Consider the following 26,840-nt stretch of genomic DNA (forward strand, 5'->3'; position numbering starts at 1 on the left):
CTTATTTTTTTAGAAACCCAATTAATTTTTAATAAAAAAATCAGTATTTACCTAAACTGAACACCTTAGTAGTCCTCGGTTTAAATAATACTGATTCTGTCATATAACCTAACTATAGAAATCGTGCGAAAAGCTAGGGTGTTCTTAAAACTCTAGCTGATTACCAGCGGCATCTGACCTACCAAAGCCAGATTCAGTCTCTTTTCAACGGCTGCCCAATTAACAATCTGCCACCAGGACCTAACATATTCCTTGCGCTTCGATAGATAATCCAGATAATAGGCATGCTCCCATACATCCATTACAAGGAGCGGAATACCTCCAACCTGAAAGAAATTCTGATGTTTCTCAATTGCCAGGATTTCTAAGTGACCCCATCCGGGCTGCCATACTAACGCAGCCCAGCCAGACCCTTCCACATTAATTGCAGCCTCACTAAACTGTTCTTGGAAAGCAAGAAAACTTCCAAAATAATTAGCCATTAAATTATGAATTTGAGTACCGGGAGTTTCCCACCGATTCCCAATAGGGGCCATCGAAGTCCAATAAATGCTATGCAAAATATGACCGGAACCATGAAAAGCAATTTCCCGCTCCCAATGTTTAACAAGACTGTAATCCCTCTTACCCCGTGCTTCAGCCAGTTTAAGCTCCGCCTTATTCAAGCCTTCCACATAAGCTTTATGATGTTGACTATGATGAATTTCCAGTAACTTTCCACTAATAACCGGCTCAAGAGCATGATAGGAATAAGGTAATGGGGGCAATCTGTGTTGTCCCAGCGGCACAGTTAAGTACTGCATAAGTATCCCTTCCTTTTATGTGAAGTCAGTTTACAACCTAATATATTCATAATAAACATTTTCGTACCATAAAAGCTAAGGGAACATTTGCCCAGAGGTTGACCCAATTCCTTTAGTATCCAGCGAGCTAGTGAACGCAACGTGTGTGAACGGGCATTGTCCCCATACTTTCACGACCTACTTTCACACCCTCCGTCCCCCAGCCCCCGCGGACCAGAAACTAAGGGGACATTTTGCTTAGTGAACACTTTAGTGGAGTTCACGATAAAGCGAGCGCCGATGCTGAAGGGCCAATTGCGCCCAGGTTCACATCTTGCGCCGCCCAGAGGTTGGCGCAATTCCTTCAGCATCCAGCGAGCCAGTGAACGCAACGTGTGTGAGCGGGCATTGTCCCCTTACTTTCACCATACATTACTACTTCCACACCCTACGTCCCCCAGCCCCGCCGACCAGAAACTAAGGGGACATTTTGCTTAGTGAACACTTTAGTGGAGTTCACGATAAAGCGAGCGCCGATGCTGAAGGGCCAATTGCGCCCAGGTTCACATCCTGCGCCGCCCAGAGGTTGGCGCAATTCCTTCAGCATCCAGTGAGCTAGTGAACGCAGCGTGTGTGAACGGGCATTGTCCCCTTACTTTCACAACTCTACTTTTGCGGCACAAAATTATACATTCTTAACGCCAAGGTAACCACAAAGAGTAGCAGTCCAAAGGGTAAAAGAGCAACAGCATACTCAACTAGGGACGGCATATAGGCCCAAGAACTGACAAAGACCGGCACCCCCTCTTGAAGCTGGCCAATTGCCACTGGGTAAGCCCAACTTTCAATCCCTGCACCTGGAATAGCTAAAGTAAGGGGAATTGAATTAAAGGCCGGGTACATCAGCATTAAACGATGAGCAAATACTCCGATAAAAAGAAGCAAGCTTCCGATTATCAGGGCATTAAAACTATTTTTTCCTTTCTTGGTTAAAAAGAACACCATGGTGAAAGCAGGAAGCAATAGTTCTGTCCCATAGAGAAAGCCATAGTGACTGAAAATAAGGGAAAGTACTTCCTTACCTTCCGGGCTCCCCCACCAGCCATGGATCAGCAAATCTACGGCAACAAAGAAGAAATGAACAACCAATGAACCTGCTACGATTAGGGCCATCCTTTGAAAGGCTTCCTTATACTGCTCAAACTGGTCTTTTCCCACTGCAAGCAAGGCGATAACCAGGACAAGGGCTGTCCCAGAGGCAATTGCCACAGAAACAAAGTCCGGCGGCAGCACTGCCGTATTCCACCACCCTCGGGACTCTTGAGTGGCGAAAATCAAGGCTGTCACTGTATGAATTAAAATGGCAACCGGTAAACCTACAAGGGCAACCCGTTTAGACCATTTTTTCGAGAAAGCCTCAACATATTCTTGGGGGTGACTTTTAGTCCACCCATTTAAAAACCCCCGTCCTTCCTTTTTCCAATCCGGCAATAGTTGAACATAGACGCTTAAGAAGGTGATTAGGAGGTAGGCTGATATAACCACAACATCCCAAACCAAAGGAGATTTAAAATTGGGATACACAAAGATATTCCAAACCCGATCCACCCGGCCCATGTCTGGGAAGATCATGGCCCCTGCCCCTAAGATGCTGGCGAAGGCTGAGAGGGAGGCAATTCGAGTAAAGGGCTTCAGTTTTTCAATGTTGAAAAGATATACGGAAGAGGAAATAATTAATCCTCCGGCAGCCACCCCTACAAAAAAGGCAAAGGTTGCTATATATAAGCCCCAACTAAATGGATTTCGCATATTGGTGACGATCAAGCCTTTGTTTATTTGGTATCCCCAGGCGATTAAACTAATCAGAATCAAAACACCTGCCAGACCCAGTAGTAAATTACTTTTTTTCATGTCAATCCACCTCCTTTAGCGTATCGGCTTCGCCGGGGCCAGATAGAATACCTTGGGCGAAGTACCCAATTCTTCTTTTAAACGAATGGGCTGCCGCTTTTTAATTAGTTTACTGACCTCGGAGTTAGGATCATCCAAATCTCCGAAGATCCGAACCTTCCCGGGGCAGCCCCGGACACAAGCCGGTTCTTCCCCTTGAGAGGTGTATTGAGCACAGAAGGTACATTTTTCCACCACCCCCACGGGGCGATTGGGGGTGAATACTAGCCTACCGTCTTTATCCCGAAAATCCTCAGGATATCCATACTCATAACCTTTTTCATACCCAACCCGTTCTTTGGCTTTTTTCGGGTCTTCCCAATTATATTGACGAACTCCATAAGGACAGGCAGCAATACAATACCGACAGCCTATACAGCGCTCATAATCGATGAGAACTACTCCCTGTTCATCCGTATAGGTAGCCCCTGAAGGACAAACCTTTTGACAAGCGGGATTATCGCACATTTGACAAGATACGGGCAAGGATTCCATCTGCAAAGCTCCGTCTTTACCCACGGCAGCTTGATGAAAAGAAGCCCCAGGAGTAAAGACTCTATTCCACCAAGTTCCGGGTGGCTGAGCATTATGGGATTTACAGGCAACCGCACAGGAACGGCAGCCGATGCAGCGGTCTAAATCAATCACCATCCCCAGTCTCATAGACTATCACCAACCTTTCTCACATCACAGAGGCATTCATTCCAGGCCGTGTTGGGAGACCACATTCCCGGAACAAAGTATAATTCATGAGTGGGTTTAATAAAGGGATAGGTTAAAGAATTATAGGATGCTCCTTTTAGATAACGGCTCCACCACCCTTGTTCAAAGACAGCCTGTTTTCGCCCAACCCCAGGATCGATAATGGCATAAGCTGTCAGTTTGCCGCGATCATTATAGATTTCAACTTCGTCCCCTTCCTTAATCCCTTTTTCTTGGCTATCTTCAGGACTAAGCCATACTCTCGGCTTTCCTTCTTGAAGCTCGTTCATCCAAACATTATTTGAATGGGTAGAGTGGACACGATAAATAGCATTGCGAGTGACATAACAAAATTGATACTTTTCCTTAGCTAAGGGATTTAAGGCATATTCACTTTCTTCAAAAGGAGGTTTGTGCACGGGCAAGGCCTCGCCTGCTTGGAGCATGAGATCTTCATCTTTGTAAAATTCTATCCGTCCACTTTTCACAAACTGAGCGGTTTGTTCAAGTTTAGCCGGCAGGCTGACTGGCGGAAAAGGTTTTTTGTGTTGGACTTGTTCATAAAAGGGAATCTGCCTGCCTCCGGGAACCTCGGACTTTAGGCGAACCGGGCCTTTTCTGAGGTGTTCCAGAGTAATACCAGCCACTTCAGGACCACCGGTTTCCAGCAGGAGTTCGATAACTTTTTCTGCGGCCTGATTAGGCTCCAGGTCAGGATAAAAATATTTTTCAAAGTCCGGGTTAAGCCGTTTGGCTAATTCTCGCACAATCCAAAACTCCGGTTTTCCCTCATAAAGGGGATCTACCGCCGGCTGCTGGAGTTGGAGGTAAGGATGTACCGGAGTGGCCACCAGATCTGTCTTTTCATACCAGGACACAGCCGGCAATACAGCATGACTGTACTGGCAGGAGGTTGTCATCTGGAAATCAGTGGTGACGACAAATTCCAAATCCTCTTTTTCCACCATTTCCCGCAGTTTATTGGACATGTTGTGTTGATCAAAGGGATTACCCCAGCCCACAATAAGGGCCTTTATCCCGTTTTTGGGCCACTTGGCTTTCATGGTTTTAGTGGGACCGTGAAGAACATAAAGAAAGGGCAGCCAGTTTTGTTTTTTCCCTTCCGGAACCCACCATTCCGCAACCTTAAAACGAATTCGATATTGGCCGGCATATGTAGATATTCCGGCACCGGGCTTGCCAATATTTCCGGTAAGAACCGGCAACAAGGCTAAAGCTCTTCCTTTCAGATCACCGTGATACCACTGATAATTTCCTGCTCCATAGATGACATGCAGAGGTTTAGTCCCAGCCATTTCTCGAGCAATCCGCAGCAGATCATCTTTAGGGATCCCTGCAGTTTTTTCAATCTCTTCAGGTGTGTATTGGCTTAAACTTTCTTTTAGTAATTGAAAGGCGGGTTTGACCTTGACGGTTTCACCTGTTTTTAAGGTCACATCCACTTCCCCTTCGATCACCACATCTGATGGCAGGTCGAGTTTTTCCGGATGTACCGCCATAAATTGCCCATTGTAGGCAACATAAGCTTCTCGATAGGCCGGAATATCTGAGGGTTTAGTCAGGTCTTTTACCTCATCAGCCTTTAGTCGTTTACCATTATCAACACGTACCAGAAGAGGCAGATCTGTAAAGGTTTTAATGAAGTCAGAGTCGTAAAGAGTCTCTTCGATCAATACCCGTGCTAAACCCAAAGCGACTGCTGCGTCACTGCTTGGTTTAATGGAAAACCATTCATCGGCTTTAGCGGCAGTAGGACTAAAGTTAGGATCAAAAACCATGATCTTGGCACCCTTATTTCTAGCTTCTAAGAGAAAATGGGCATCAGGAATTCGAGTCGCCAAGATATTCGAACCAAAAACCATAACGTAACGAGAATTATGCCATTCTCTTGGCTCAATTTCCTCACTTTGAACTCCAAAGGTCATTGGCCAAAACATAGGTAAGTCCCCGTTTTGATCGTAGGCATGATGCATTGTCCAGCCTGCTAAGGTCGCTAAACGACTGACCGCCCCTTTTTGAACGTATCCGGTTCCTCCCACCTGAAAGACTACCCCGATTGATTCCGGACCGTATTTCTCCGCAATTTCCTTTAGTCGTCCTGCTGTATAATCCAAGGTTTCATTCCAGGAAGCTTCTTTAAAATCTCCTGAACCGGGTTTTCCCGTTAAGATAAGAGGTTTCTGCAGGCGGTCAGGACCATAGATTAAATTAGTCATGGATAGTCCTTTCAAGCAACCACGGGGATTGTACTCTGCTTCGGGGTAATCAGCAGCTTGAATAATTGACTTGATCTGACCGTCCTCGACAAGGGCATTCATTCCACACGCCCCGGTACAGTTAGGAGAACAGGTTGTTCGCACATAGTTAATTTTTGAGTCGCCTTGTTTAGGTGCTGCTCCTGCTTGACGAATTACGGAAGCTGTGCCTATCGTTCCTGCCAAGACCCCGGTAGCAGCTGTCAATTTAAGAAAATGCCGGCGAGTGAGTTTCAGATTCTGGGTTCCCATTGTATGGACACCTCCTATTGGTTATGTGAATTAATTCTCATACTGTTTAAACATGCCCGCCTTAGAAAAATGACTGCCTTCATGTGGAAGGCAGTCCATTCACTAAATTGCTTAGTGGGCATTATGACATAAACATTTTGACGTCATCTTCAACATTGGAAATGCCAGCTATACCGAAGTTTTCAACTAAAACTTTAACCACATTGGGAGACAAGAAGCCCGGTAAGGTTGGTCCGAGGTGAATGTTTTTCACACCTAAGTGGAGTAAGGCTAACAGTACGATGACTGCCTTTTGCTCATACCAGGCAATGTTGTAGGAAATCGGCAGTTGATTGATATCATCGAGGCCGAAAACTTCTTTAAGTTTCAAGGCGATTACTGCTAAAGAATAGGAGTCATTGCATTGTCCTGCATCCAGCACTCTTGGAATACCGCCGATATCACCTAGGTTAAGCTTATTGTATTTATATTTGGCACAGCCGGCGGTTAAGATTACAGTGTCTTGAGGCAGTGCTTTAGCAAAGTCAGTGTAATAATCCCGACTCTTCATGCGACCGTCACAACCTGCCATTACGAAGAATCGCTTAATGGCTCCGGATTTTACCGCGTCAACCACTTTATCTGCTAGGGCCATTACTTGATTATGAGCAAATCCGCCAATGATTTCACCGGTTTCGATCTCCGTCGGGGCTGGACAGCTCTTAGCATGGGCAATCAAAGCAGAAAAATCTTTAGCCTTTCCGTCTGCCCGATCGGCAATGTGCTTAACTCCCTCAAATCCTACAACTCCTGTTGTGTAGACTCGGTCTTTGTAGGAATCTTTCGGAGGAACAAGACAGTTAGTGGTTAGGAAAACAGGACCGTTAAAGGAGTCAAATTCTTTGTCTTGCTTATACCAAGCGTTTCCGTAGTTCCCGACAAAATGGTCATACTTTTTGAAAGCCGGATAGTAATGAGCCGGGAGCATTTCACCATGAGTATAAACATCGACACCTGTTCCTTCGGTTTGTACGAGTAATTCTTCAAGGTCTTTCAAATCATGACCGCTGACGAGAATGGCTGGGTTGTTTCTGACTCCAATGTTAACTTTTGTGATTTCAGGGTTTCCGTAAGTGGAGGTATTAGCTTTATCTAAAAGAGCCATTACATCCACACCATATTTTCCGGCTTCTAAGACAAGACCCACTAAATCGCCGACTTCTAAGGTATCATCAATAGTTGCTGCCAAGGCTTTTTCAATAAAGGCGAAGATTCCGCTTTCTTTATGCTCTAGAGTATAAGCATGCTCTGCATAAGCAGCCATCCCTTTTAGTCCGTAAGTGAGCAGCTCTCTGAGAGATCGAATATCCTCGTTTTCTGTGACTAAGATACCCACAGCTGCAGCTTTCGTTTCGAACTCTTCGGCAGGTGCCGTCCAAGTTGCCGCGTCGTGTAAGTTCTCCGGAATTATACCGCCTACTCTTATGAGGGCTTGTTTAAGATCTTCGCGGAGTAGGAGTCCTTCTTGAATTCGTTCAACGAAACGAGCTTTGTCGAAGTTGGCATTTGTAATTGTGCTAAAAAGGCTTTCCATGATGAATTTCTCTACATCTTTGCGAATAAGATAACGTTCCCGCGCTTGAACCGCGTAAACGGCGATTCCTTTCAATGTATAGATCAGAAGGTCTTGTAAGTTAGCGACATTTTCGTTTTTCCCGCAGACACCCTTAATCGTGCAGCCGGTTCCTTTGGCGGTTTCCTGACATTGATAACAAAACATACTCATTTTTCTTCCCCCTAATTTTATTTTAATTGTTTGTGTAACTCGTTCTGACTAAGGTTAGTTTATATCAATTTGTTGTATCATACCGTGATCATACAGTTTGTTTTGGTGTGATAAAAATCACACCGAAATACGAAATAATAGTAATAATAGTTTGCTATTATGATGATTTTGCCTGTTCTTAAATTGACAGATTTTCTTTAGCGGAGTATTATAAATTATAAGAAATATAATTTCTGAATTATCAAACTACATCCCTTCTAACTATTTACCGCCCTTGAAAGGAGATGACGATATGCGGGTTTTAAGATCTTTTTGGGATTTCTTAGTTTTCTTTGGAACTTGGCTTTGGCCTTATGAGGAGCAAACAGTAACGGACGTTAAATAAACGTCCGTTTTCTTTATAATCAAGCTAAACTATTATTAAATCCATTACTCTGCAATCTATCGAAATGATTGAGAAAATTCAAGTATTGCCTTTTCAAGTGAGTTTCTCTTATTTAATAAAATTAAAAGACATGGACAGTTATCAGTCCATGTCTTTTAATTATCTAAAAAGTTTAGAATGAAAGGATCTTAGACTTAAACATCATGAATCCATAAAAACAGTACTTAAGTATCCTAAAAGCTCTACAAAAGATGTATGGGGGACTTCTGAAGCCAGAATTATATCAAAATAGATAATTTGCTCAGATCTATCAATATCCCAGATCACCTTCTCTATAAAACCTTTGTCAATTAGCAAAGAGGTTTCAAGCTTTGAAATTGTTAAGAGAGCTTCCTTCTCTAAATACGGAATTAAATTACTGTATTGTTCAAGGTCAAACTCTCGATAAAACTTGATCTTGTTTCTGGACACGAAGGTCACATGGCATGGAACCAAGCATAAATCCTTTGATTCTTGGTAATCGCTTATAATGGCTTCATTAACATTACTTGTATGTAAAGCTTTCATATTTCTCCTCCGGCAGTCAATTATATAATTCGGCTTGGATAGCCTCTTATATAAATACGATTCTCAGCTCTTTTTTAGAGGGGCCGGAGTAAAAAAAATCTAAAAACTAAAGCCACCCTATTAGTCGAAAGACCGTTAAAATAAGGATCATTAAGGTGGAGGCAATAATCACATATAAGCTATTCCAACGGGGACCCACATTCATGGGAGACAGGCCTGTCAGTCCGGATAAGGCGATAACTGTTGCCGATGAGGGTGAAATGGATATTCCCATAGCCCAGCTAATTGCTAAAATTAGGGCAACATAGGTTGGAGTTACGCCATAAGCAGCAGCTTGAACCGTGCCGCCAATAATAGTCACCGGAATTATAGGGTGGATGCCTAAGGCAGAGAGTATCAGAATACTAACGATAATTACGATAGCCAGCAATACAGCATTTTGTCCAACAAAGAGGGATAAAATCACTGATAAATAGTTTCCTAAATGTGAGTAATTGATACTGGTAGCAAAAAGTCCGGCACCAACAAAAAGAATTATCTCGTTTTTAAGCTTTGGAACACTTTCCTGAAAATAACCTCTAAACTCTCTAATCAGGATCGGTAAACGGCCAATTATCCCCATCCATACAAATGGGAATATCAGTGATGCCAAGGAAACCACAATAACCGTATGTATTCCTGTAACTAAGGAGATGACAGCAATAGCGGTAATTAAAATTATACTAAAAACACTGAGCTCGAATACTTTCTTCCCATCATATTCAACATCACGCTCCTCAACTACAGAATCCAAGCTCATCCCAGCCCTCTTTTCCTCATACATAGTCATAAAGTACCCTACTAAGCCAGCTATTACACCACATAAGATGGCATAAGGAGAAAAAAGAAGCCAGCTTGCTCCGCTTAGATGCACTATTAAAGCTATGGCGGCAGTGGTAGGAGCCCAGATGGTACAAGTTGCAAAACCTCGGACAATGGCAGAACTTAAGAGTTTCCTGTTAGAGCTTCTAGTGCTGGCCTGACTTATCTGAAGCACAAGGGAAACTACGGCTAAGTTCACCAATACTCCTACAAAGGCAGATACAAAGCTAACCAGCAGATAAAAACGGCTATCGTTATAAACATAACGCCTAAAGACCCCTTGTAAAGCTTCAAAGTATCCTCCATGCTTGATGGGAATACCTAAGAGTGGTACCAAGGTAAACATTACGACAAGATAAATGTTTTCTTGCAAGGCTTGTTGCCATACTTTAAGAGGCGCATGGTAGAAAAGAAAAAGAAGGATGCTTAGGGCAAATAGCATGAAGCCAATTACCAAAGTCGTACCCCTAACCTCCCAAAAACTAAGCCCAACGACAACAACCATCATCATCAGATTAAAATCATCCATTAAGGTTGATTTGATAAAAAGGTTGCTTAAGAAAATAAATGCAATACATAAAGTGAGTACACTGCGGATACGAGTAAAAAGATCTTTCATGGCTAAACTCCTTGCAGCTTGAACTACTTACTAAAATCTTCACCGCTTTTTATTATAGCATATTCTTTACAATTGCTTTCTCTAGGATTAAAAGAAAAGAGGGGCTGTTCAAAACTTTTAAACCTTGGTTTACATTCTCACATTTTACTTATATAACATCAAACCTGCATTCCCATTTTTCAGGGGGAGGTAATGTCTTTAGCGCAGGGGTTAACCCGATTGTTAGCAAGTATGAGGAGTTGGTTATTCGTTCATTAGATAATAGCCAGATTAATAATATTACTTTCGAACTAAAAGGGAAAAATCGCATAATGAGAACGGGCAATTTTTCACTCGATTCAACGGGTTACTACATGAATGAAATAATTAATTTAGGTAGTAATGTTCAGTAAAAAAGACAGGTGGCTCACAGCTTCAAATCGCTGTAGCCACCTGTCTTACGCTTCGTATTCTACCATTATTCGTTATTTATTAGAAGAAACTAAAATTCGACTTGGGTTACCGGTTTTATCAATTAGATTATAAACAATATTCTTGCCATCCTCTTCTTTAACCAATCGTACATACTCACCTGTTTTAGTACCTGGTCCTTTGTTACCCGCTCTCATCTTATCTTGAGAGTCGTCAATGGTGAGCTTAATAACGTTTTTATCATAATATATTGTTTGAAAAATTGGGTCCCCTTCTTCAGTGAATTTATTAATTTGAAGATTAGCTACTTCGCCTTGACTAACGGACGCTAAAAAATTATCTACTACATTAACATCGGAAATCGCGCCACTCTGATTAACCACAATATTCCCCTGAAAAGTTTTAGATTCCTGTGGTTGGATTTGCTCGGATACTTTTGTATCTGAGCAACCAGTAATCGTGATTGCTAGGACTAATGTTGCTAAAACAAGACTAAATCTCTTCATATGATCACTCCTCATATAAATGTACCAACAAATCTATAGACGCATATCTAGCCCCAAATCTGACGTAACGGGTTTTTCCCCTTTGCATTAGTTGTTAGTTTGATTATAACAAACTCAACATGCTAACTAAACTAGAACTGCCCTGACTGCCCGTTAGTCTTGCTTTTACCATAATCGTAAAAGTCCTTGGGGTTATAAAATAGATTGAGATAATACTGGTAGTACAACCCGAAGTTCTTCCCATCAATGTATTGATCGGGATTACATACGAATTTATGTGAATTACTATAACTTCAAAGCAAAAGCGGTCTCTTCACCTGTGGAAGCAGACCGCTTTTCTATAGAAATAACCGCTTTAAAATTTGGAACCAGTTTAACACTGCTCCTCATTACTCATTTCAACTTTTGTTTGCGATGTTGAACCCAAGAATACAAGATAGGTTCAAGGGCAGAAACAAATATTACAGCAAAATAGACAAAGGCACTGCCACTCCCAGGGAAGAATGCCAAAACAGTCATAATGAGTCCAGCAATAAACCAAACAAAGCCCCCATGACGATGGGTTTTGGCCCACACCACCTCATTATCCAGAGTCCAAGGTGTCTTAATGCCCATAAAATAATTTTGTTTAAACTTAGGCATCAAATTACCCAGGACTATGAAAAGAATACCCACCATTAGTTTTATAATCATATCAACTTTAATAAAGGTCGCTCCCAAACTAATTGACATTGTTACAAATTGCAGAACCGCAAAGAAAGCGACTAACATAAATCTAATTAAAAGGTATTGGTCTTTAAATCTATCATAGTTAGCTTTTTTAGGATCAATTTTAGGCAATATGGCTACTAGAAAGGTTACTGCTATTCCAATTAGCGGAGCCATAAACGCCCAAGGGAATTTGGGATACCAGGCATCAATTTCGCCTTGAATATTCCAATGCATAGGGATCTCTGCAGGCAAATTGTTAAAGATGAAGGCTGTAATTACCAGTGGAATCAAGGCCATGGCCCACATTAATCTCATCATTACTTTCTCGTTTTTCATTGTTTATCGACCCCTTTCAGCTCTATTAACCAAGCCATGATTTCTTCAATGACCGAGGTATTCAGCTCGTAGAATATATATTTGCCCTCCCGTCGATCCGTGACTAATCCCCCGTCCTTTAATACCGAAAGATGGTGTGACACAGTGGCCTGGGTCATTGAAAAATGAGCAGCAATATCTCCTGCTGTCATATCACCATTCTTCAGCAAATTTAAAATCTCTCGTCGAGTTTTATCGGACATTGCTTTTAAAGATTCCTGAAACCCCATATCGCTCCCCCCTACATTTAGAAGATCATCTAAATGTATTTTACCCCTCTATAAATAAAAAAACAATATACATTTAGATATATTTCTAAATGTATATTGTTGATAATTTGGTTTATTTTTCCTTAGTTTCTGACGGCCTTTCTAATCTCTTCTCTCAAAGCGCTAACAGCTTCCTCACTTGTAGCCCAGGAAGTTACAAGCCGAATAGCCGAGTGATCTTCATCGATTTTTGCCCAAACATAAAAAGCATACTCTTCTTGAAGCTTAGCAATCAGCCAATTAGGCAGTATGGGAAAGATCTGATTGGATGGCGAATGGGTGAAGAATCGATATCCGGCTTCACTAATTTCAGTCTTGATCAGCTTGGCCATTGCATTGGCATGTCTGGCCAGTTCAAAATAGAGATCATCTCGGAAAAGCTCCAAGAACTGCAGGCCCAGCACTCGGCCTTTAGCCAAGAGCCCTCCCTTTTGCTTAATATGAAACCGAAAATCTTCTTTCAGGGAATCCTTGCAAATCACTAAGGCCTCTCCTAAGAGGGCCCCATTTTTAGTTCCTCCAATATAAAAGGCATCAATCAGGGTTCCCAGGTCACTAAGTTCGAGGTCATTTTCTTCAGAACATAGAGCAGAACCTAAGCGTGCTCCATCCAGGTATAATATCAAACCATTGCTCTGACAATACCTGCTCAATTCTACGAGTTCACCCTTGGAATAAATCGAGCCGATTTCTGTGGGATTTGAGATGTAAACCAATCTCGGCTTGACCATATGTTCGTCAGTATGGGCATCCAGAACAGCTTGGATATGATCCGGGGCCAGCTTTCCATCCCTCACTTCGCAAGAGAGTACTTTATGCCCCGTCCCTTCGATAGCCCCGGTCTCATGGACAAGAATATGCCCGGTATTAGCCGCAATAGCCGCCTCATGAGGCCTTAGAAATGCTGAAATCACCGTAAGATTGGTTTGGGTTCCTCCGGAAAGGAGATGAACATCTACATCCCTGGGCTTGAGCTTTTTTTTGATCAACTCGATTGCTTCTCTTGTGTACTCATCCTCACCATAACCTTTCATCTGCTGAAGATTTGTCTGGATTAAGGCATCTAAGATCCTGGGGTGTGCCCCTTCACTATAATCATCTTTAAAACTGTACATTCAATGATTCTCCTTTATCTTGAGTGGAACGAGTTAACTAATCTCATCCCTGGTTTGCTTTAACTTGCTTGCTCCTTAGTTGTCCGCAGGCGGCCTCGATATCTCTGCCATGCTCCAGACGGATACTGCAATTAATTCCATGCTTTTTAAGAACATCATAGAAAGCGAGCATGGTTTCATGGTCACTTCTCTGATATTGCGGATGTTCATCCACCGGGTTATAGGGAATTAGATTTATATTGATAAGTTGTTGGATATTTTTTATTAAACTTACCAGCTGAAGAGCATGCTCACGCTGATCGTTCAGATCCTTGAGCAGAATATATTCTAAGGTTATCCGGCGTTTGGTTTTTGCAAGATAGTATTCAACAGCTTGGATTATCTTTTCCAGGGGGTAAACCCGGTTGATTTTCATAATCTGCTCACGGAGTTCGTTGGTTGGGGCATGTAAGGAGATGGCCAGATTTACCTTTAAATCACTGTCCGCAAACTCAGAAATTTTGTCCGCCAAACCGCTGGTGGATATTGTGATACCCCTGCCGGGGATGGCAAGTCCTTTGTGGTCTATGATGATGCGTAAAGCGTCCATAACATTTATATAATTATCAAAAGGCTCGCCGATTCCCATGACGACTACATGACTCACTTTTTCACCCTGGCGAGCATTATCCATGTATTCTTGGACTTTCATGATTTGCTCCACGATTTCACTTCCGGACAAGTCACGATGTTTGGTCAATAAACCGCTGGCACAAAAACTGCAGCCAATATTACACCCAACCTGAGTTGTTACACAAACGGATGAACCAAATTTATGTCTCATTAAGACTGTTTCAATCAGGTTGTCATCCGGTAATTTGAACAAGAATTTAATCGTTCCATCCACGGATTCTTGGCTTGTATGTTCTCTTAAAGATTGCAGTATAAAGTGATCTGTTAATAATTCCAGACACTCAGAATTGACATCCGTCATCTCGGAAAAATTTGCAACTCGCTTTCTATAAAGCCAGTCCCAGACTCTCAAAGCCCGGGATTTTTTTTGCCCATGATCTTGCAGCCACTCAATTAATTGTTCTAGGGGTAATCCATAGATGGATTCTTTTTTCATGATAACCTCGCTATTATTCGTAAAATTTGCGAATATTGATTTTTGCCTAACGGCTTTTTTGCTAGAGCTCTATAACAATGCCAGAGCCCTTAACTTATGGTTAAGTCTCTGGCGGATTATCAAATTTAACTCCTAAACTTGGGGCTTATTTAACTATAACTAGTTAAATATTTCTCCCAAGTTTATTTCCATATCCGGGAACAAAGCTACTCTTACATTCTCTTCTTTTCCGTAGATTTGAGGTTCGGCGAAGAGGTTCTCGGAAAAACTATACACTTCCATTATCTGATTGAAGGGATCAACAATCCAGTATTCATGGACTCCTGAGAGTCTATAGCGCTTTAACTTTATCCTTTTATCCTTTAAAGCTGTGGACGGACTCAAGACCTCCACTACTAAATCAGGTACACCTACACAACCCTTTTTGTGTATCTTTGTTGGATCACATATCACTGTTATGTCCGGTTCAACATAAATGTCATTTTCTTCATCTAACCAGACTCCAAAGGGGGCAGGAAAAGCTTTACACTGTTTACCTTTTAAATAATTATAAAACTCCCCGAATAAACTCCCCACGATCGCTTGGTGTTGGGAGGATGGGGGTGGCGTCATATCATAAATCACACCATCGATTTTTTCCCAGCGTTCAAACTCAGACTCTATCGGTCTTTTTCCCACCTAAAGTCCCCCCCTTATCTTACCTTAATAATGAGGAAGGATAGACTAGGTTAATTATACCATAACTAGGGAATCACTATCTACCTGTGGTAGTGGTGGATCTTTCCGCCAAGGTAAAATAGAAGGATGGCAGAGCCATCCTTCTATTCATTAGTTATTCCATATTCCATATTCCATATTTCTTCAGGCTTAATCACGGAATAATGCTCGTGACTAGCCTACACTGATGTTTGGAGATTCTGGATTCCTTTAATCCTTATAAAATGCTGACAGAACCCTCATACATCAAGCCTGTCATGGCATCAACTGTTAAAGTCTGACCATCTGAGACCTTAGAAAAAGCCTCAACAGCACCGACAATCGTCGGAATACCGAACTGTACAGCTACAATAGCGGCATGTGACGTCAGACCACCTTCCTCAACGACTAACGCCCCTGCGCGAGCAATTAAAGGAACAAATTCTGCATCCGTAGATTGGGCAATTAAAATTTCCCCGTCATTAAAAGTGTCCTGACCCGGTACTTGAACTCTGCGGGCGGTACCGGAATAGGATTTGCGTCCAATCCCCATTCCTTTGGCAATGATATTCCCCATTATCTGGACTTTGATCATATTGGTAGAACCTACCTTGCCGATGGGAACACCTGCTGTAATGACCACTATATCCCCGGACTTGATATAGTTTTTATTTAAGGAAGTATTCACGGCAACTGAAACCATTTCATCCGTTCCCGAACTCTGAGGTACAACAATTGACTCCACACCCCATTTCAGGGCTAACTTCCTGGCTGTTTCAGGAAATGGAGTAGCTGCCACAATCAAGGCCAGGGGACGGTACTTGGAAATCATTCGGGCTGTCAAACCCGAATGGGTGGGTGTCAGAACTGCCGCGGCTTGCAGATCTTTAGCAATAGTAAAGCTGGCAAAACTAATGGCCTCGGCAACATTGACTTGAGGATGTTGAGCCGCTTTATTGTCTAAGCAAGTTAGTTCTGTGCGCTGAGATATTCTATCCATCATCCGGACGGCTTCAATGGGGAATAGCCCTGCCGCAGTTTCCCCGGACAGCATAATGGCGTCCGTCCCATCCAAGATAGCATTGGCTACATCACTGGCTTCCGCCCGGGTTGGTCTCGGTTGACGTATCATAGAATCTAACATCTGAGTCGCCACGATCACTGGTTTCCCCAACAAATTACACTTACGGATCATTTCCTTTTGCCGAATCGGAACTTCTTCTACGGGTATCTCTACCCCCAGATCCCCTCGGGCTACCATGAGACCATCAGCGACTTCAAGAATAGAATCTAAGTTATCGATCCCTTCCCGGCTTTCAATTTTGGCTATGATATGTACATCCGCGTTCATTTCCTCACAAATCCTGCGCACGTCCAAAATATTTAAGGCCTTCCGAGTAAAAGAAGCAGCGATAAAATCAATTCCTTGAGAAATTCCGAAGCGAATATCGGCAATGTCTCTCTCCGTCACAGCCGGCAAATCAATCAGGGCACTGGGAATATTAACCCCTTTTTGAGATTTTAAAACACCACCATTAAGAATTGTAGTGGTAATTAATTCCTTCTCTGCAGCTGTAACTTCCAGTTCGATTTGTCCATCATCTATGAGAATACGGCTCCCGGGTTTTACTTTACGCCATAAATCCCTATAAGTAATTCCCACCCGTTCCTGATTACCAATTCTGTTTAAATCCGTATCTAGAATGAAGGTTAATCCATTGGCCAGAACCACACCGGCTTCAGGAACTTTACCGGTACGTATTTCAGGCCCTTTGGTATCCAACAGAATACCTAAGTGTTTTCCCGCCTTCGCCGCTTCTTCTTTCAAAGTTGCGATTCTGCGACCATGTTCTTCATGGGTTCCATGGGAAAAATTAAGACGAGCAACATCCATTCCCGCTGCCAGCAGAGCTTGAACCTTTTCCCCTGACTCACTTGCCGGACCAATAGTACAGACAATTTTTGTCCTTCTCATGGTACCTCCCCCAACTTACAATCCTTTTGTAACCATTAGTTTAACCATATCAACAATGCGGCAGGAATAGCCCCATTCGTTATCATACCAGGCCAACACTTTGACCATGTTATCACCCATCATCATGGTGGATAAGCCATCGACGATAGAGCTGGCCGGATGGCCGTTGAAGTCATGTGAAACAAGGGGTAATTCTGAGTATTCCAGATAGCCGCTCATGGGGCCATTGGCAGCCTCGCGTAAGGCATTATTAACTTCTTCTTTAGTCGCAGGTTTGGACAAGTTGGCTACAAAATCAATTAAAGAAACATTCGGGGTGGGCACTCTAACAGATAGTCCGTTCATTTTCCCGGTTAACTCCGGTATAACAAGGGTAACCGCTTTAGCGGCTCCTGTAGTTGTCGGAATCATTGATTGATAGGCGGCTCTCGATCTGCGCCAATCCTTGTGCTTTACATCGACGGTTCGTTGATCGTTAGTAACTGAATGGATTGTAGTCATCATCCCCTGCTCAATTCCAAATGAATCAAGCAATACCTTGGCAACGGGGGCCAGACAGTTAGTGGTACAGGAACCATTTGAAATCACATGGTGTTTCAAGGGATCATATTTATCATCGTTAACTCCCATGACAATGGTGATATCTTCATCTTTGGCCGGAGAGGAGATGAGCACCTTTTTCGCTCCTGCTGTAATATGTTGGGCAGCGTCAGCACGTTTCTTAAATTTACCGGTACATTCCACGACTATGTCTATCCCCAGTTCGGCCCAGGGTAAGTTTAAAGGATTTCTGTCTGAAACAATTTCAATTCGCTTTCCGTCAATAACCAGTGCTCGTCCATCAACTTCCACTTTATTGGGAAGGGTTCCGTGAACGGAATCGTACTTGAGCAAATGGGCCAGCATATCAGGACTACCCATATCATTAATTGCCACCACTTCAAAGGGCAGTGATTGATTCAGGGCTGAACGCAGTGTAAGACGACCTATTCGACCAAAACCTGTAATTGCTACGCGGAAACTCATGGTTAACCTCCTCTTAATTATACCAATAATAGAACAATATATTTATATACAACATTCTATAATTCTGTGTAAAGGGACAAATTCCTTCTATCCAACAAAATTTAAAAAATTCAGATTACTGATGAGCAAAGCCTGAATTCCAACTTAACTAATGCTTAATACAAATGACACCTTTGCCTAAAATTGAGCATAAAAACTTCGGTGCGGAAGTAAAACCCCACCGAAGTAAGCTTAGGCATACCCCATATGAAGCAATAGGAAATTCACAGATTGATACAGATAAGTATCCACTCACCCGAATCTAGCTTTGTTTCCTTGCAAAGGATATATTTTTGTTAAATTAGTTCGTTGTATGTGGCTTCTGAAGGAATTTCTGGACTTCGTTAGGATCTCAATCCATTCTTCGGCGGAAAATAAGACAGCTATGGAGGTTAGCCCCTCCACAATCATAGAATATCTCTCGGGATAATCCTTTTCAATAACATCCAAAATTCCATCAGGAAAATCCCGAACATACTTCTTCTTCTTGTTTCCACTTCTTTGATAATCAGCTAAGTCCTTCATACAATACCTCACCAGCGGTTGATAATCTGCAACCTATTCCTTAGGAAAGACGATTCTTAAAGTCTTCATAGCCAAATTGCTTAACGACTTTAATCCCTTCTTCTTCATTATATAATACAATCGAAGGCAGATTAACCCCATTGAACATATTATTCTTCACCATAGTATAGTGTGCCATGTCACAAAAAACAAGCCTATCCCCAGATTTTAATGGCTGTTTAAATGAATAATCACCAATGATATCTCCAGCTAGGCAGGTATGTCCACCAAGTCTATAGGTATAAGAATACTCCTCCGGCTTTCCGGCATCAATAATCTTAGGTCTGTAGGGCATTTCCAGCACATCGGGCATATGACAAGCGGCAGAGGTATCTAAAATGGCAATTTTCATTCCGTTGTCTACAATGTCCAGAACTTTAGCCACTAAAAATCCGGTGTCTAAGGCAACAGCTTCACCAGGTTCCAAGTAGGCTTCCACGCCATATTTGTCCTGAAAGTACTTTATTGAGCGGACTAAGGTTTCAATATCATAATCAGCTCTGGTAATATGATGCCCTCCACCAAAATTCAACCACTTCATTTTCTTGATATACTGACCAAATTTCTGGTCAACTACCCGAATGGTTCGCTCTAAGGTATCCGAATTCTGCTCACACATGGTATGAAAATGAAGTCCTTCAATGCCCTCTAATTCATCAGGCCGGAAATTAGCTAAGGTCACACCCAGTCTGGAATTTTGATAACAAGGATCATAGATCGGGGTTTCTATTTCCGAGTATTCCGGATTGATACGTATTCCACAGCTTATAGGCTTAGTTTTGTGGTTTTTCACTTTATCTTTAAATCTATTCCATTGATCGAAAGAATTAAAGGAAATATGATCGCAATAACTCATGATTTCCTCGAATTCTTCTTCTATATAAGCCGGGGCATAAATATGAACTTCTTTGCCCATTTCTTCATAGCCCAGTCTGGCTTCAAATAACGAACTAGAAGTGACACCCGTGAGATATTTACTAGCCAGAGGAAATAAAGAATACATGGAAAAACCTTTTTGGGCCAGCAGAATCTTGCAGCCGGTTCGTTCTTGCACGGACTTCAAGATTTCCAGATTCCTTAAGAATAGTCTTTCATCGACTATATAGCAGGGTGTGGGCAGGGCCTTGATGTCGATGTCCATTAATTCACCTCAATCTAGCAAGGTTGGCGAGAAATCTTCCTGCCAGGGCAAACCGCATTTATTTAAGGCTTCCATGAAGGGATCCGGATCAAATTCTTCCACATTGAAGACACCGGGTTTTTTCCAAATTCCTTTGAGCATCAGCATTGCCCCGATCATCGCCGGAACACCGGTTGTGTAGGAGATGGCTTGAGAACCAACTTCAGCATAACACTCTTGATGATCACAGACGTTATAAACATAGTAAGTTCTGGGCTTACCGTCTTTAGTTCCTTGAATAATACATCCGATATTAGTCTTCCCTTTAGTTCTGGGGCCCAGGGAAGCCGGGTCAGGTAGCACTGCTTTTAAGAACTGCAAGGGAATAATTTGTTGTCCCTCAAAATTTATTGGTTCAATGGAGGTCATGCCCACATTTTCCAGAACCCGCAGATGATTGATGTAATTGTCCGAGAATGTCATCCAGAATCTAATCTTTTTGATTCCCTTAATATTGATGGCCAGGGATTCCAGTTCTTCATGATACAATAGGTAAATGTTCTTGGGGCCAATCTGGGGCAGATCATATTCTTTTTTCACTGCCAGAGGTTCAGTCTCAATCCAGGCACCATTTTCATAGTATCTGCCATTGGCCGTGATTTCTCGGATATTAATCTCAGGGTTAAAATTAGTGGCAAAAGGATAACCGTGATCCCCGGCATTGGCATCGACAATATCAATGGTATGGATCTCGTCAAAATAGTGCTTTTGAGCGTAGGCACAGAAGATGCCGGTAACTCCAGGGTCAAAACCACTGCCCAGCAAAGCTGTAATTCCAGCTTGAGCAAATTTCTCCCGATAGGCCCACTGCCATTTGTACTCGAATTTCGGAATATCGGGGGGTTCATAATTCGCCGTATCTAAGTAATCCACTCCGGTAGCCAAACAGGCATCCATTATCGTTAAATCTTGATATGGGAGCGCCAGATTAATGACAATATCAGGCTTAAAGCTTTTAATCAAATCAATGACAGCCTCGGTATTATCAGCATCGAGCTGAGCGGTATGTATAATCGTTTGGCTTCCTTCCAATTTGTTTTTGATGGCGTCGCACTTTTCTTTTGTTCTACTGGCAATACAAATCTCTTCAAAAACATCTGGATTTTGGCAGCATTTATGAATAGCAACACTGGCTACTCCTCCAGCGCCGATAATTAACGCTTTTCCCATATTCAGTACCCTCCAATCACTTTTACAACAATGCAAATTATACATAATACACTATAAATAATCAATTAAAACCCATAATGCTGCAATATTTTTCTTGCCCTAGAAAATGCCAACCCAATCAATGGATCCTTACCTTAAGCCAGGAAAAATTCAGGACTAAATACACACCGTAAAGCCTTCAAGAATACATAGGTATAAAAAGTCATTGGGAGGCTTATATGAATTATATTGTTCAAGCAGGTGATACTTTATTTAAAATTGCTCAAACCTATAATACTTCTGTTGAGGCCATTCTCGCCATCAACCCTCAAATCACTAATCCAAATTTAATTTATCCAGGACAGATTATTCTCATCCCAACCAGCAACATAAAATGCCCGCTCTTACGCCGTGGAGATCGTGGTTCGGCAGTTAGCAGGTTACAAAAACTTCTTATGTTTGCTCGATTTAACCCTGGTCCTATAGACGGCATCTTTGGTCAAAGGACTGAAGCAGCTCTTATTGCCTTCCAAGAAAGCCAAAGAGAGCTTGAAAGAACAGGTATCGCGGATGAGAAAACTTGGGTTGCCTTAGGTGCTGAATGCGAGCCCAGGTCGGAAGTTACTACATATATAGTTAGACCCGGTGATTCCTTGTATATTATTGCTACCCGATTTGATGTAACTATTGAGAGTATATTAGAGATTAATCCACAAATAACAAATCCAAATGTTTTATCTATTGGTCAGGTTATAGATATTCCTCCGAGTTAATCTCCGGTAACATCCCATCCGGATCTACAGGGTTAACAGGATCATCATTAGCATACGCATACAGGACCGCTTGCCTGAGTTCCCGATTAGTCATTCCCTCGATATCCATATTGAGGATGAATTGCGCCCGTTCCTCCTTTGGGATACCTAAAAGAAGCACCGTCCTGGCTGTAGTTCAAATTCGGATCTGGATCCGAATTTTAGGAGGTAGGCTGTCCTCGGATTGCCCTGATCACCACCATCCGGGACCCGAGAAATGAACCTCCACTGCCATTGGGTATCCGAACCAAGTTCGTCTCATCATAATGGTAGTTATTCGTCGTGCTCCCTACAGTCTTAGCTTTGCGCAAACCGTTCGGATGATACGTGTAGCTTACCTGAACTGTATCGCTGAGATTCTTACAGTCGTCAGCTATTTAGCATCTATTAGACAGAAGAAATACTCCCCTTTCATGTAGTAGGTTTAATTATTTAACCTGACTACTTTTAGAGGAGCATACCATATAGAGTGGTCTAATTAATTGGGTATTCATTTAGATTTCAGTTCATTTTACATAATGAACCACCTCATGAGCAAATGTATGCAAAATTGCTGCTAAAGCATCATCTCTTCCCAACTCCTCTTTAATATTATAGAAATCACCTGTTGCTAAACGAATATACGGTTCTACTAATTTATCGTATGGTGCAAAGAACGTCCCATATACTAGTTCTCCATATATATTCTTTACCAGTTCATCCTTTCTAACGTAGACCACTACTCTAATTGGGAAGTGAACTTGTTGCCGCAAAAAGCAAGCAAAATTCAAGATAGCTGGTTCGAACTCCATTCCAACCGTACACCATATTTTCATATAAATAAGATACAGCCCTGCCATCCCATAGGAATATATCCTGATTTTCACCAGCTTCGATATATGCTTGCGGTACGGTTCCTAACGCTAATAACGTCCCTCTAACGAAAGGACTAGCCACTTTCGCCTAATTAACGATAACTACTATCGCTCTCTAACGATAACTAGACTTTAACGCTTAACTATCGCCTTGATCGCTTCCTCTTCTTATAGACGTTAAATAAGAGAAAGAATCTCTTATCTCTTAGACGTTGCAAGAGCTTTAGCTCCAGCCCTCTTTCTTATTATGGTTCTTCTTATATGGTTCTTCTTATATGGTTCTTCTTAGTGTAGTGTTTGCCAACGTAGTAATGTAGCGTTTACCAACGTAGTATTGTAGTGGATACGCAACATTACTTGGAATAGTTAACAGAGTTTGAGATGAGCTTCTTTGAGTCCTTTAACATATACGTTCTAAATAAGCGATTTCTATAGAAATAAATTATGTCGAATATATTGATTTTCTTATAGGCTTAAAATAGAATGGACTACAGTTGCGTATTGAAATATGCTTGAATGAGTTCTGTTGAAGTATTATATTTGATTGAGAATTTGCGAGAGCAATTAAATACCTTGGCCTTACACAAGCCACTCGCAGATCCTGAGGTTGTGAATCTTAGCCAATTGCTTGATTCTTACTTGAATTTGTATCAACGTTTCTATTCCCCAACTTTGAATATATTACCGCCATTAACTATCTCTAAAGACTAATATGTTAGGATAATTTGCCAGATCGTTTTCAATATAACGTTCGGGCATTTTTTTGGGGTAAATTCTAATAGCTCTTCTCCTAATATTCGTAAAAAGCTCAGTACTTTAAAATAATTTGATTACATAGTAGCTATGGAAGTAAGGAGTTGAAATTTATGTTAAATGATCTTTTTGTTAACGGAGCAATTGTAATTGCTACTATAAGTATAGGAAATCAAATCCTAATTAATAAGGAAGTTAATCCTTATTCACCTTTCAAAATAAAGTTATTTTTCAGCTCAATGTCTGGAATTTTGGGAATCTTACTAATGATTAATAGTGTTTATATAATGCCAGGTGTAATTCTTGATTTTAGAAATATTGCAATTCTTTTATCTGCCACATATTGTGGCTTCCTAGCTTCAATTATCACTGCTATATATATTGCAACGTTTCGACTATTTTATAATGGTTTAACGTATTCATCATATGTAGGAGCATTAATAGCATTATTTATTGGTATTGCCTGCGGGTTTGTCACTAATCAAGATATTAAGAATCGACTTAAATGGATTTATATGAGTTTATGTGTACTATTAATACCATGTATGGCATTTGTTTTATTAATTAATAATCAGTTACTGCTAGCCAAAACGATAGCTGCTTACTTAATTAGTATGTCTGTAGTATCACTCCTTGTTTATCATTATGTAGAGTATATTAATTTTTCTAAATTTACTTATAGAAAATATAAACTTGATTCTTCAATAGACCATCGTACAGGTCTTAATAATGTAAGACAGTTCGATAACGAGTTAAATAAAATAACTAATGGATTGACAGGTAACAGTATAATTACATTGTTATTTATTGATATAGACCATTTTAAAAAGGTTAATGATATGTATGGACATCAGAACGGAGATAAGGTTCTTGAAGATCTGAGTAGAATATTATTAAGTACGTCTAAGGTTTCCGATATCATATCTAGAAATGGTGGAGAAGAATTTTCCGTATTAATGACAGACTGTCCACTAGATAAAGTTTATGAAGTAGCCGAAAGGATTCGAATAGCAGTTCAGGAACACAAGTTTATTTTACTTAATGGTGAGTCAATAAATATAACTATATCAATTGGGGTAGCAATCTATCCCTTTACTGTTAACGATATTCAAGAGATAGTTCAAAAGGCGGATTCAGCTTTATACGAAGCAAAACGTGCAGGCAGAAACAAAGTTGTTATTTTCTAATTAGATAGACCTTCAAGGACGAAAGTTAATGAAATTCGTAGCTGCCTCATAGCTCGGTCTACGTTGGTATTTGGTACATTACTTTTTGGTATTGCGGGTTCAATCGGTTCAACTCTCGACCGAAAATAGTAATTTGCGAAAGAGGTAAGATCGTATAAACCCTCCTTAAAGTCGTTTCAGAACTCATGGGAGATAGCGGAGGGTTAAAGTAGTTTTGTGACGCAAACTTCAAAAAAAAGACAAAAAAATAGCCAAGCGTTTTGCTCGACCCTATAGTTAATCATTTTTTAATATTTAGCTAATAACTTTAAGTAATTCGCGCATTACTTTAGTTCTAAGTCTATCAACGGGAAATTCTGTTGCTACTTCCAAATCGTATTCTTTTGGTATTTCGTTAAATTGAAAAAGCAAATGCGGTACTCTATCAGCCGGTAAATATGGAAAATCTAGATATTCAAGAATGTTATTATTTAAGATATCTCTAATATTTTCACTGTGACCCGAAAGGAGTCGGCCTGATTCTCTTATAGTAGTTACTAATTTAACAAAATTAGCTTTCTTATCGTCTATTTTAACCTCATAATAAGGTTTACAATCGGGGTTATCATTGTTCTCGCTATAGCCAAGAATGTCATTTAATTCACCTTTTTCTAGATCTGAGTTAATTACTTTTCCTAATGGTGAAACAACAAATACTTCATCTGAGTTTTCAAATAGTATTTGTTTAAATAATTGATGATCTTTACCACGAGCTAATGGTATAGGACAATGTGGATGTGAATGACGAATTCTAATCCAATTACCTGTAACAATCCCTATAAAAATTGCATCAGTCTCTAGCCTTAAATTTTGCAAGTAATGGTTTGTTTCTTTTCCAGAAACTGCAGAATAAATTGGCAGTGGAACTCCAGGCAACAGCAAGCTATTAATCGCAAGATCTCCATACCTACTACTTGTTTTTCTTCCATTCTCCATAAAATAAAGCATCCCTGGTAAATTGTTTGTTACAATTGTGACATGTTTAATCCATTCATTCTCTTCATTAGCATGAAATCTTAAAGCTTCCTGTGCAAGTTTATCAAAAAATGGGTAGAGAGTAGTTCCAGAATCAATTATGATGTAAACTCTTTTTCCAGATTCAACAAAAGATTTGCAACGATTTAATAACATAGGACAAAATTGTTTCGCCAAATAGTCCTTTTCCATTCGGTAATACTCAAGACGCTCTGAAAACAAAGACTGTTGATGCAATCCTCTTGCTCTTAATAAAGCCCCTGTAGCCCATTGATTATTCTTGTTTAGATGATTCACTATGTGATTGGCTACTTCAAGTATTTCTTCTGTATTTAAGCTTTTATTCAAGTATGTTGATCCAGTTAAGATCGAGTTTAATAAGTTTTCAATTGAGTTTAAACGTTCTAACAAAAAGTCTTCAGTTTTATTCTTTGTATTCTTTTGAACTATTGAACTCTGAACTACCCGATAAATTGGATTATCAGGAACATAATTATCAATAGCTTCATACACTACCTTTTTTAGTTTATCTCTTAGTTCATGAGCCCCAGCAATGTCATTTTGAAAAAAAATCACTCTATCATCGGTAATATCAAATGGCAAGATTGTTCCATTCACCGCAATCGACACCACAGGTAATCCTGTGGCATGCCTAACTGCGAGTTCATACATAACATTTGGATTTAAACTTGAGAGATTTGCTACAACTAACTCATCATTAAGCAAGTGATGTATGATCTGATGGCTAATTGAACCAGGCTTGTTTATTTTATGCGCAACTTCAACATCAAATCCCATTTCTTCAAGAGTTGGTTTTAATACTGAATCAATTAGTCCGTTTAAAGCCCTTCTATCATCAGAGTTTTCTTTTCCAATTGGTGAGATCACAAAACATTTTTTTTCATTACCGCTATTTCCACTACTCAAATATCTCACT

The 26,840-nt window shown here is 40.9% G+C and carries 25 protein-coding genes and 1 pseudogene; 3 read left to right on the forward strand and 23 right to left on the reverse strand.

Annotated elements, in window-relative coordinates; translation table 11 throughout:
* Window positions 1-152: 152 nt before the first annotated feature.
* The 20 genes from BLS16_RS09120 to BLS16_RS09205 all read right to left on the reverse strand — a co-directional run bounded on the left by BLS16_RS09120 (window position 153) and on the right by BLS16_RS09205 (window position 21,304).
* The gene (locus BLS16_RS09120; protein WP_092332512.1) at window positions 153-803 is read right to left on the reverse strand and encodes a superoxide dismutase; all 651 of its coding nucleotides are present in this window, start codon (window positions 801-803) and stop codon (window positions 153-155) included.
* A gap of 170 nt (window positions 804-973) precedes the next feature.
* On the reverse strand, window positions 974-1,174 hold the full coding sequence (locus BLS16_RS23540) for a hypothetical protein (protein WP_176786112.1): 201 nt from the start codon (window positions 1,172-1,174) through the stop codon (window positions 974-976).
* A gap of 56 nt (window positions 1,175-1,230) precedes the next feature.
* Complete coding sequence (locus tag BLS16_RS23545) at window positions 1,231-1,377, reverse strand: hypothetical protein (protein ID WP_176786113.1); 147 nt, start codon at window positions 1,375-1,377, stop codon at window positions 1,231-1,233.
* 71 nt (window positions 1,378-1,448) lie between these two features.
* The gene (gene nrfD / locus BLS16_RS09125) at window positions 1,449-2,693 is read right to left on the reverse strand and encodes an NrfD/PsrC family molybdoenzyme membrane anchor subunit (protein WP_092332514.1); all 1,245 of its coding nucleotides are present in this window, start codon (window positions 2,691-2,693) and stop codon (window positions 1,449-1,451) included.
* Between the two features lie 15 nt (window positions 2,694-2,708).
* Window positions 2,709-3,395 (reverse strand): 4Fe-4S dicluster domain-containing protein, encoded by a 687-nt coding sequence (locus tag BLS16_RS09130; protein ID WP_092332516.1) that lies wholly within the window; start codon window positions 3,393-3,395, stop codon window positions 2,709-2,711.
* Window positions 3,392-5,962 carry a molybdopterin-dependent oxidoreductase gene (locus BLS16_RS09135; RefSeq protein WP_092332518.1) on the reverse strand — a complete coding sequence of 857 codons (2,571 nt, stop codon included), beginning with the start codon at window positions 5,960-5,962 and terminating at the stop codon, window positions 3,392-3,394. The genes BLS16_RS09130 and BLS16_RS09135 overlap by 4 nt, the downstream gene beginning before the upstream one ends.
* A gap of 121 nt (window positions 5,963-6,083) precedes the next feature.
* Complete coding sequence (gene hcp, locus BLS16_RS09140; RefSeq protein WP_092332520.1) at window positions 6,084-7,727, reverse strand: hydroxylamine reductase; 1,644 nt, start codon at window positions 7,725-7,727, stop codon at window positions 6,084-6,086.
* 586 nt (window positions 7,728-8,313) lie between these two features.
* Window positions 8,314-8,679: a hypothetical protein gene (locus BLS16_RS09145; RefSeq protein WP_092332522.1), complete on the reverse strand. Its 366-nt coding sequence runs from the start codon at window positions 8,677-8,679 to the stop codon at window positions 8,314-8,316.
* A 106-nt stretch (window positions 8,680-8,785) separates the two neighbouring features.
* Window positions 8,786-10,159: a C4-dicarboxylate ABC transporter gene (locus BLS16_RS09150; RefSeq protein ID WP_092332524.1), complete on the reverse strand. Its 1,374-nt coding sequence runs from the start codon at window positions 10,157-10,159 to the stop codon at window positions 8,786-8,788.
* A gap of 464 nt (window positions 10,160-10,623) precedes the next feature.
* The gene (locus BLS16_RS09155; protein WP_176786115.1) at window positions 10,624-11,076 is read right to left on the reverse strand and encodes a DUF4362 domain-containing protein; all 453 of its coding nucleotides are present in this window, start codon (window positions 11,074-11,076) and stop codon (window positions 10,624-10,626) included.
* A 393-nt stretch (window positions 11,077-11,469) separates the two neighbouring features.
* Window positions 11,470-12,123, reverse strand: a complete 654-nt coding sequence (locus tag BLS16_RS09160) for an SdpI family protein (protein WP_092332528.1) — start codon at window positions 12,121-12,123, stop codon at window positions 11,470-11,472.
* Entirely contained in the window at window positions 12,120-12,392 is a 273-nt protein-coding gene (locus BLS16_RS09165) for an autorepressor SdpR family transcription factor (protein ID WP_092332530.1), read from the reverse strand. The genes BLS16_RS09160 and BLS16_RS09165 overlap by 4 nt, the downstream gene beginning before the upstream one ends.
* A 122-nt stretch (window positions 12,393-12,514) precedes the next feature.
* Window positions 12,515-13,546, reverse strand: a complete 1,032-nt coding sequence (locus tag BLS16_RS09170) for a threonine aldolase family protein (protein ID WP_092332531.1) — start codon at window positions 13,544-13,546, stop codon at window positions 12,515-12,517.
* A gap of 43 nt (window positions 13,547-13,589) precedes the next feature.
* Window positions 13,590-14,654, reverse strand: a complete 1,065-nt coding sequence (gene rlmN, locus BLS16_RS09175; protein WP_092332533.1) for a dual-specificity RNA methyltransferase RlmN — start codon at window positions 14,652-14,654, stop codon at window positions 13,590-13,592.
* Between the two features lie 159 nt (window positions 14,655-14,813).
* Entirely contained in the window at window positions 14,814-15,332 is a 519-nt protein-coding gene (locus BLS16_RS09180) for a Uma2 family endonuclease (RefSeq protein WP_242876243.1), read from the reverse strand.
* 256 nt (window positions 15,333-15,588) lie between these two features.
* Complete coding sequence (gene pyk, locus BLS16_RS09185) at window positions 15,589-17,325, reverse strand: pyruvate kinase (protein WP_092332535.1); 1,737 nt, start codon at window positions 17,323-17,325, stop codon at window positions 15,589-15,591.
* A 15-nt stretch (window positions 17,326-17,340) separates the two neighbouring features.
* A complete protein-coding gene (gap, locus tag BLS16_RS09190; protein ID WP_092332537.1) occupies window positions 17,341-18,351 on the reverse strand; it encodes a type I glyceraldehyde-3-phosphate dehydrogenase in 1,011 nt (336 codons plus the stop codon).
* 291 nt (window positions 18,352-18,642) lie between these two features.
* Window positions 18,643-18,915 carry a hypothetical protein gene (locus tag BLS16_RS09195; RefSeq protein ID WP_092332539.1) on the reverse strand — a complete coding sequence of 91 codons (273 nt, stop codon included), beginning with the start codon at window positions 18,913-18,915 and terminating at the stop codon, window positions 18,643-18,645.
* Between the two features lie 40 nt (window positions 18,916-18,955).
* Window positions 18,956-20,095, reverse strand: a complete 1,140-nt coding sequence (nspC, locus tag BLS16_RS09200; protein ID WP_092332541.1) for a carboxynorspermidine decarboxylase — start codon at window positions 20,093-20,095, stop codon at window positions 18,956-18,958.
* 9 nt (window positions 20,096-20,104) lie between these two features.
* Window positions 20,105-21,304, reverse strand: a complete 1,200-nt coding sequence (locus tag BLS16_RS09205; RefSeq protein WP_092332543.1) for a saccharopine dehydrogenase family protein — start codon at window positions 21,302-21,304, stop codon at window positions 20,105-20,107.
* A 218-nt stretch (window positions 21,305-21,522) separates the two neighbouring features.
* Between BLS16_RS09205 and BLS16_RS09210 the strand changes: the two genes are divergently transcribed.
* Complete coding sequence (locus BLS16_RS09210; protein ID WP_092332545.1) at window positions 21,523-22,056, forward strand: LysM peptidoglycan-binding domain-containing protein; 534 nt, start codon at window positions 21,523-21,525, stop codon at window positions 22,054-22,056.
* A 64-nt stretch (window positions 22,057-22,120) separates the two neighbouring features.
* On the opposite strand, the pseudogene BLS16_RS09215 reads toward BLS16_RS09210, so the two are convergent.
* Together BLS16_RS09215 and BLS16_RS09220 are read right to left on the reverse strand one after the other, a co-directional pair.
* Window positions 22,121-22,256 (reverse strand): annotated as a pseudogene (locus BLS16_RS09215) (DUF3102 domain-containing protein); the annotation flags it as partial.
* A 345-nt stretch (window positions 22,257-22,601) separates the two neighbouring features.
* Complete coding sequence (locus BLS16_RS09220) at window positions 22,602-22,934, reverse strand: hypothetical protein (protein WP_092332547.1); 333 nt, start codon at window positions 22,932-22,934, stop codon at window positions 22,602-22,604.
* A 531-nt stretch (window positions 22,935-23,465) separates the two neighbouring features.
* Here BLS16_RS09220 and BLS16_RS09225 point away from each other — a divergent pair.
* Window positions 23,466-23,660: an aspartyl-phosphate phosphatase Spo0E family protein gene (locus BLS16_RS09225; RefSeq protein WP_092332549.1), complete on the forward strand. Its 195-nt coding sequence runs from the start codon at window positions 23,466-23,468 to the stop codon at window positions 23,658-23,660.
* A gap of 155 nt (window positions 23,661-23,815) precedes the next feature.
* Entirely contained in the window at window positions 23,816-24,889 is a 1,074-nt protein-coding gene (locus tag BLS16_RS09230; RefSeq protein WP_092332551.1) for a GGDEF domain-containing protein, read from the forward strand.
* A 294-nt stretch (window positions 24,890-25,183) separates the two neighbouring features.
* Here BLS16_RS09230 and BLS16_RS09235 read toward each other — a convergent pair whose 3' ends face one another.
* The gene (locus BLS16_RS09235) at window positions 25,184-26,830 is read right to left on the reverse strand and encodes a DeoR/GlpR family DNA-binding transcription regulator (protein WP_092332553.1); all 1,647 of its coding nucleotides are present in this window, start codon (window positions 26,828-26,830) and stop codon (window positions 25,184-25,186) included.
* Window positions 26,831-26,840: the final 10 nt, after the last annotated feature.

It is taken from the genome of Desulfosporosinus hippei DSM 8344, from assembly GCF_900100785.1.
Lineage (GTDB): Bacteria > Bacillota > Desulfitobacteriia > Desulfitobacteriales > Desulfitobacteriaceae > Desulfosporosinus > Desulfosporosinus hippei.

Excerpts from the sequence above, each read along its gene's own strand:
- BLS16_RS09120 (WP_092332512.1), bottom strand. The coding sequence starts at position 803 with ATGCAGTACTTAACTGTGCCGCTGGGACAACACAGATTGCCCCCATTA.
- nrfD (WP_092332514.1), bottom strand. The coding sequence starts at position 2,693 with ATGAAAAAAAGTAATTTACTACTGGGTCTGGCAGGTGTTTTGATTCTG.
- BLS16_RS09130 (WP_092332516.1), bottom strand. The coding sequence starts at position 3,395 with ATGAGACTGGGGATGGTGATTGATTTAGACCGCTGCATCGGCTGCCGT.
- BLS16_RS09135 (WP_092332518.1), bottom strand. The coding sequence starts at position 5,962 with ATGGGAACCCAGAATCTGAAACTCACTCGCCGGCATTTTCTTAAATTG.
- hcp (WP_092332520.1), bottom strand. The coding sequence starts at position 7,727 with ATGAGTATGTTTTGTTATCAATGTCAGGAAACCGCCAAAGGAACCGGC.
- BLS16_RS09145 (WP_092332522.1), bottom strand. The coding sequence starts at position 8,679 with ATGAAAGCTTTACATACAAGTAATGTTAATGAAGCCATTATAAGCGAT.
- BLS16_RS09150 (WP_092332524.1), bottom strand. The coding sequence starts at position 10,159 with ATGAAAGATCTTTTTACTCGTATCCGCAGTGTACTCACTTTATGTATT.
- BLS16_RS09155 (WP_176786115.1), bottom strand. The coding sequence starts at position 11,076 with ATGAAGAGATTTAGTCTTGTTTTAGCAACATTAGTCCTAGCAATCACG.
- BLS16_RS09160 (WP_092332528.1), bottom strand. The coding sequence starts at position 12,123 with ATGAAAAACGAGAAAGTAATGATGAGATTAATGTGGGCCATGGCCTTG.
- BLS16_RS09165 (WP_092332530.1), bottom strand. The coding sequence starts at position 12,392 with ATGGGGTTTCAGGAATCTTTAAAAGCAATGTCCGATAAAACTCGACGA.
- BLS16_RS09170 (WP_092332531.1), bottom strand. The coding sequence starts at position 13,546 with ATGTACAGTTTTAAAGATGATTATAGTGAAGGGGCACACCCCAGGATC.
- rlmN (WP_092332533.1), bottom strand. The coding sequence starts at position 14,654 with ATGAAAAAAGAATCCATCTATGGATTACCCCTAGAACAATTAATTGAG.
- pyk (WP_092332535.1), bottom strand. The coding sequence starts at position 17,325 with ATGAGAAGGACAAAAATTGTCTGTACTATTGGTCCGGCAAGTGAGTCA.
- gap (WP_092332537.1), bottom strand. The coding sequence starts at position 18,351 with ATGAGTTTCCGCGTAGCAATTACAGGTTTTGGTCGAATAGGTCGTCTT.
- BLS16_RS09195 (WP_092332539.1), bottom strand. The coding sequence starts at position 18,915 with ATGAAGGACTTAGCTGATTATCAAAGAAGTGGAAACAAGAAGAAGAAG.
- nspC (WP_092332541.1), bottom strand. The coding sequence starts at position 20,095 with ATGGACATCGACATCAAGGCCCTGCCCACACCCTGCTATATAGTCGAT.
- BLS16_RS09205 (WP_092332543.1), bottom strand. The coding sequence starts at position 21,304 with ATGGGAAAAGCGTTAATTATCGGCGCTGGAGGAGTAGCCAGTGTTGCT.
- BLS16_RS09210 (WP_092332545.1), top strand. The coding sequence starts at position 21,523 with ATGAATTATATTGTTCAAGCAGGTGATACTTTATTTAAAATTGCTCAA.
- BLS16_RS09220 (WP_092332547.1), bottom strand. The coding sequence starts at position 22,934 with ATGGCAGGGCTGTATCTTATTTATATGAAAATATGGTGTACGGTTGGA.
- BLS16_RS09225 (WP_092332549.1), top strand. The coding sequence starts at position 23,466 with ATGAGTTCTGTTGAAGTATTATATTTGATTGAGAATTTGCGAGAGCAA.
- BLS16_RS09230 (WP_092332551.1), top strand. The coding sequence starts at position 23,816 with ATGTTAAATGATCTTTTTGTTAACGGAGCAATTGTAATTGCTACTATA.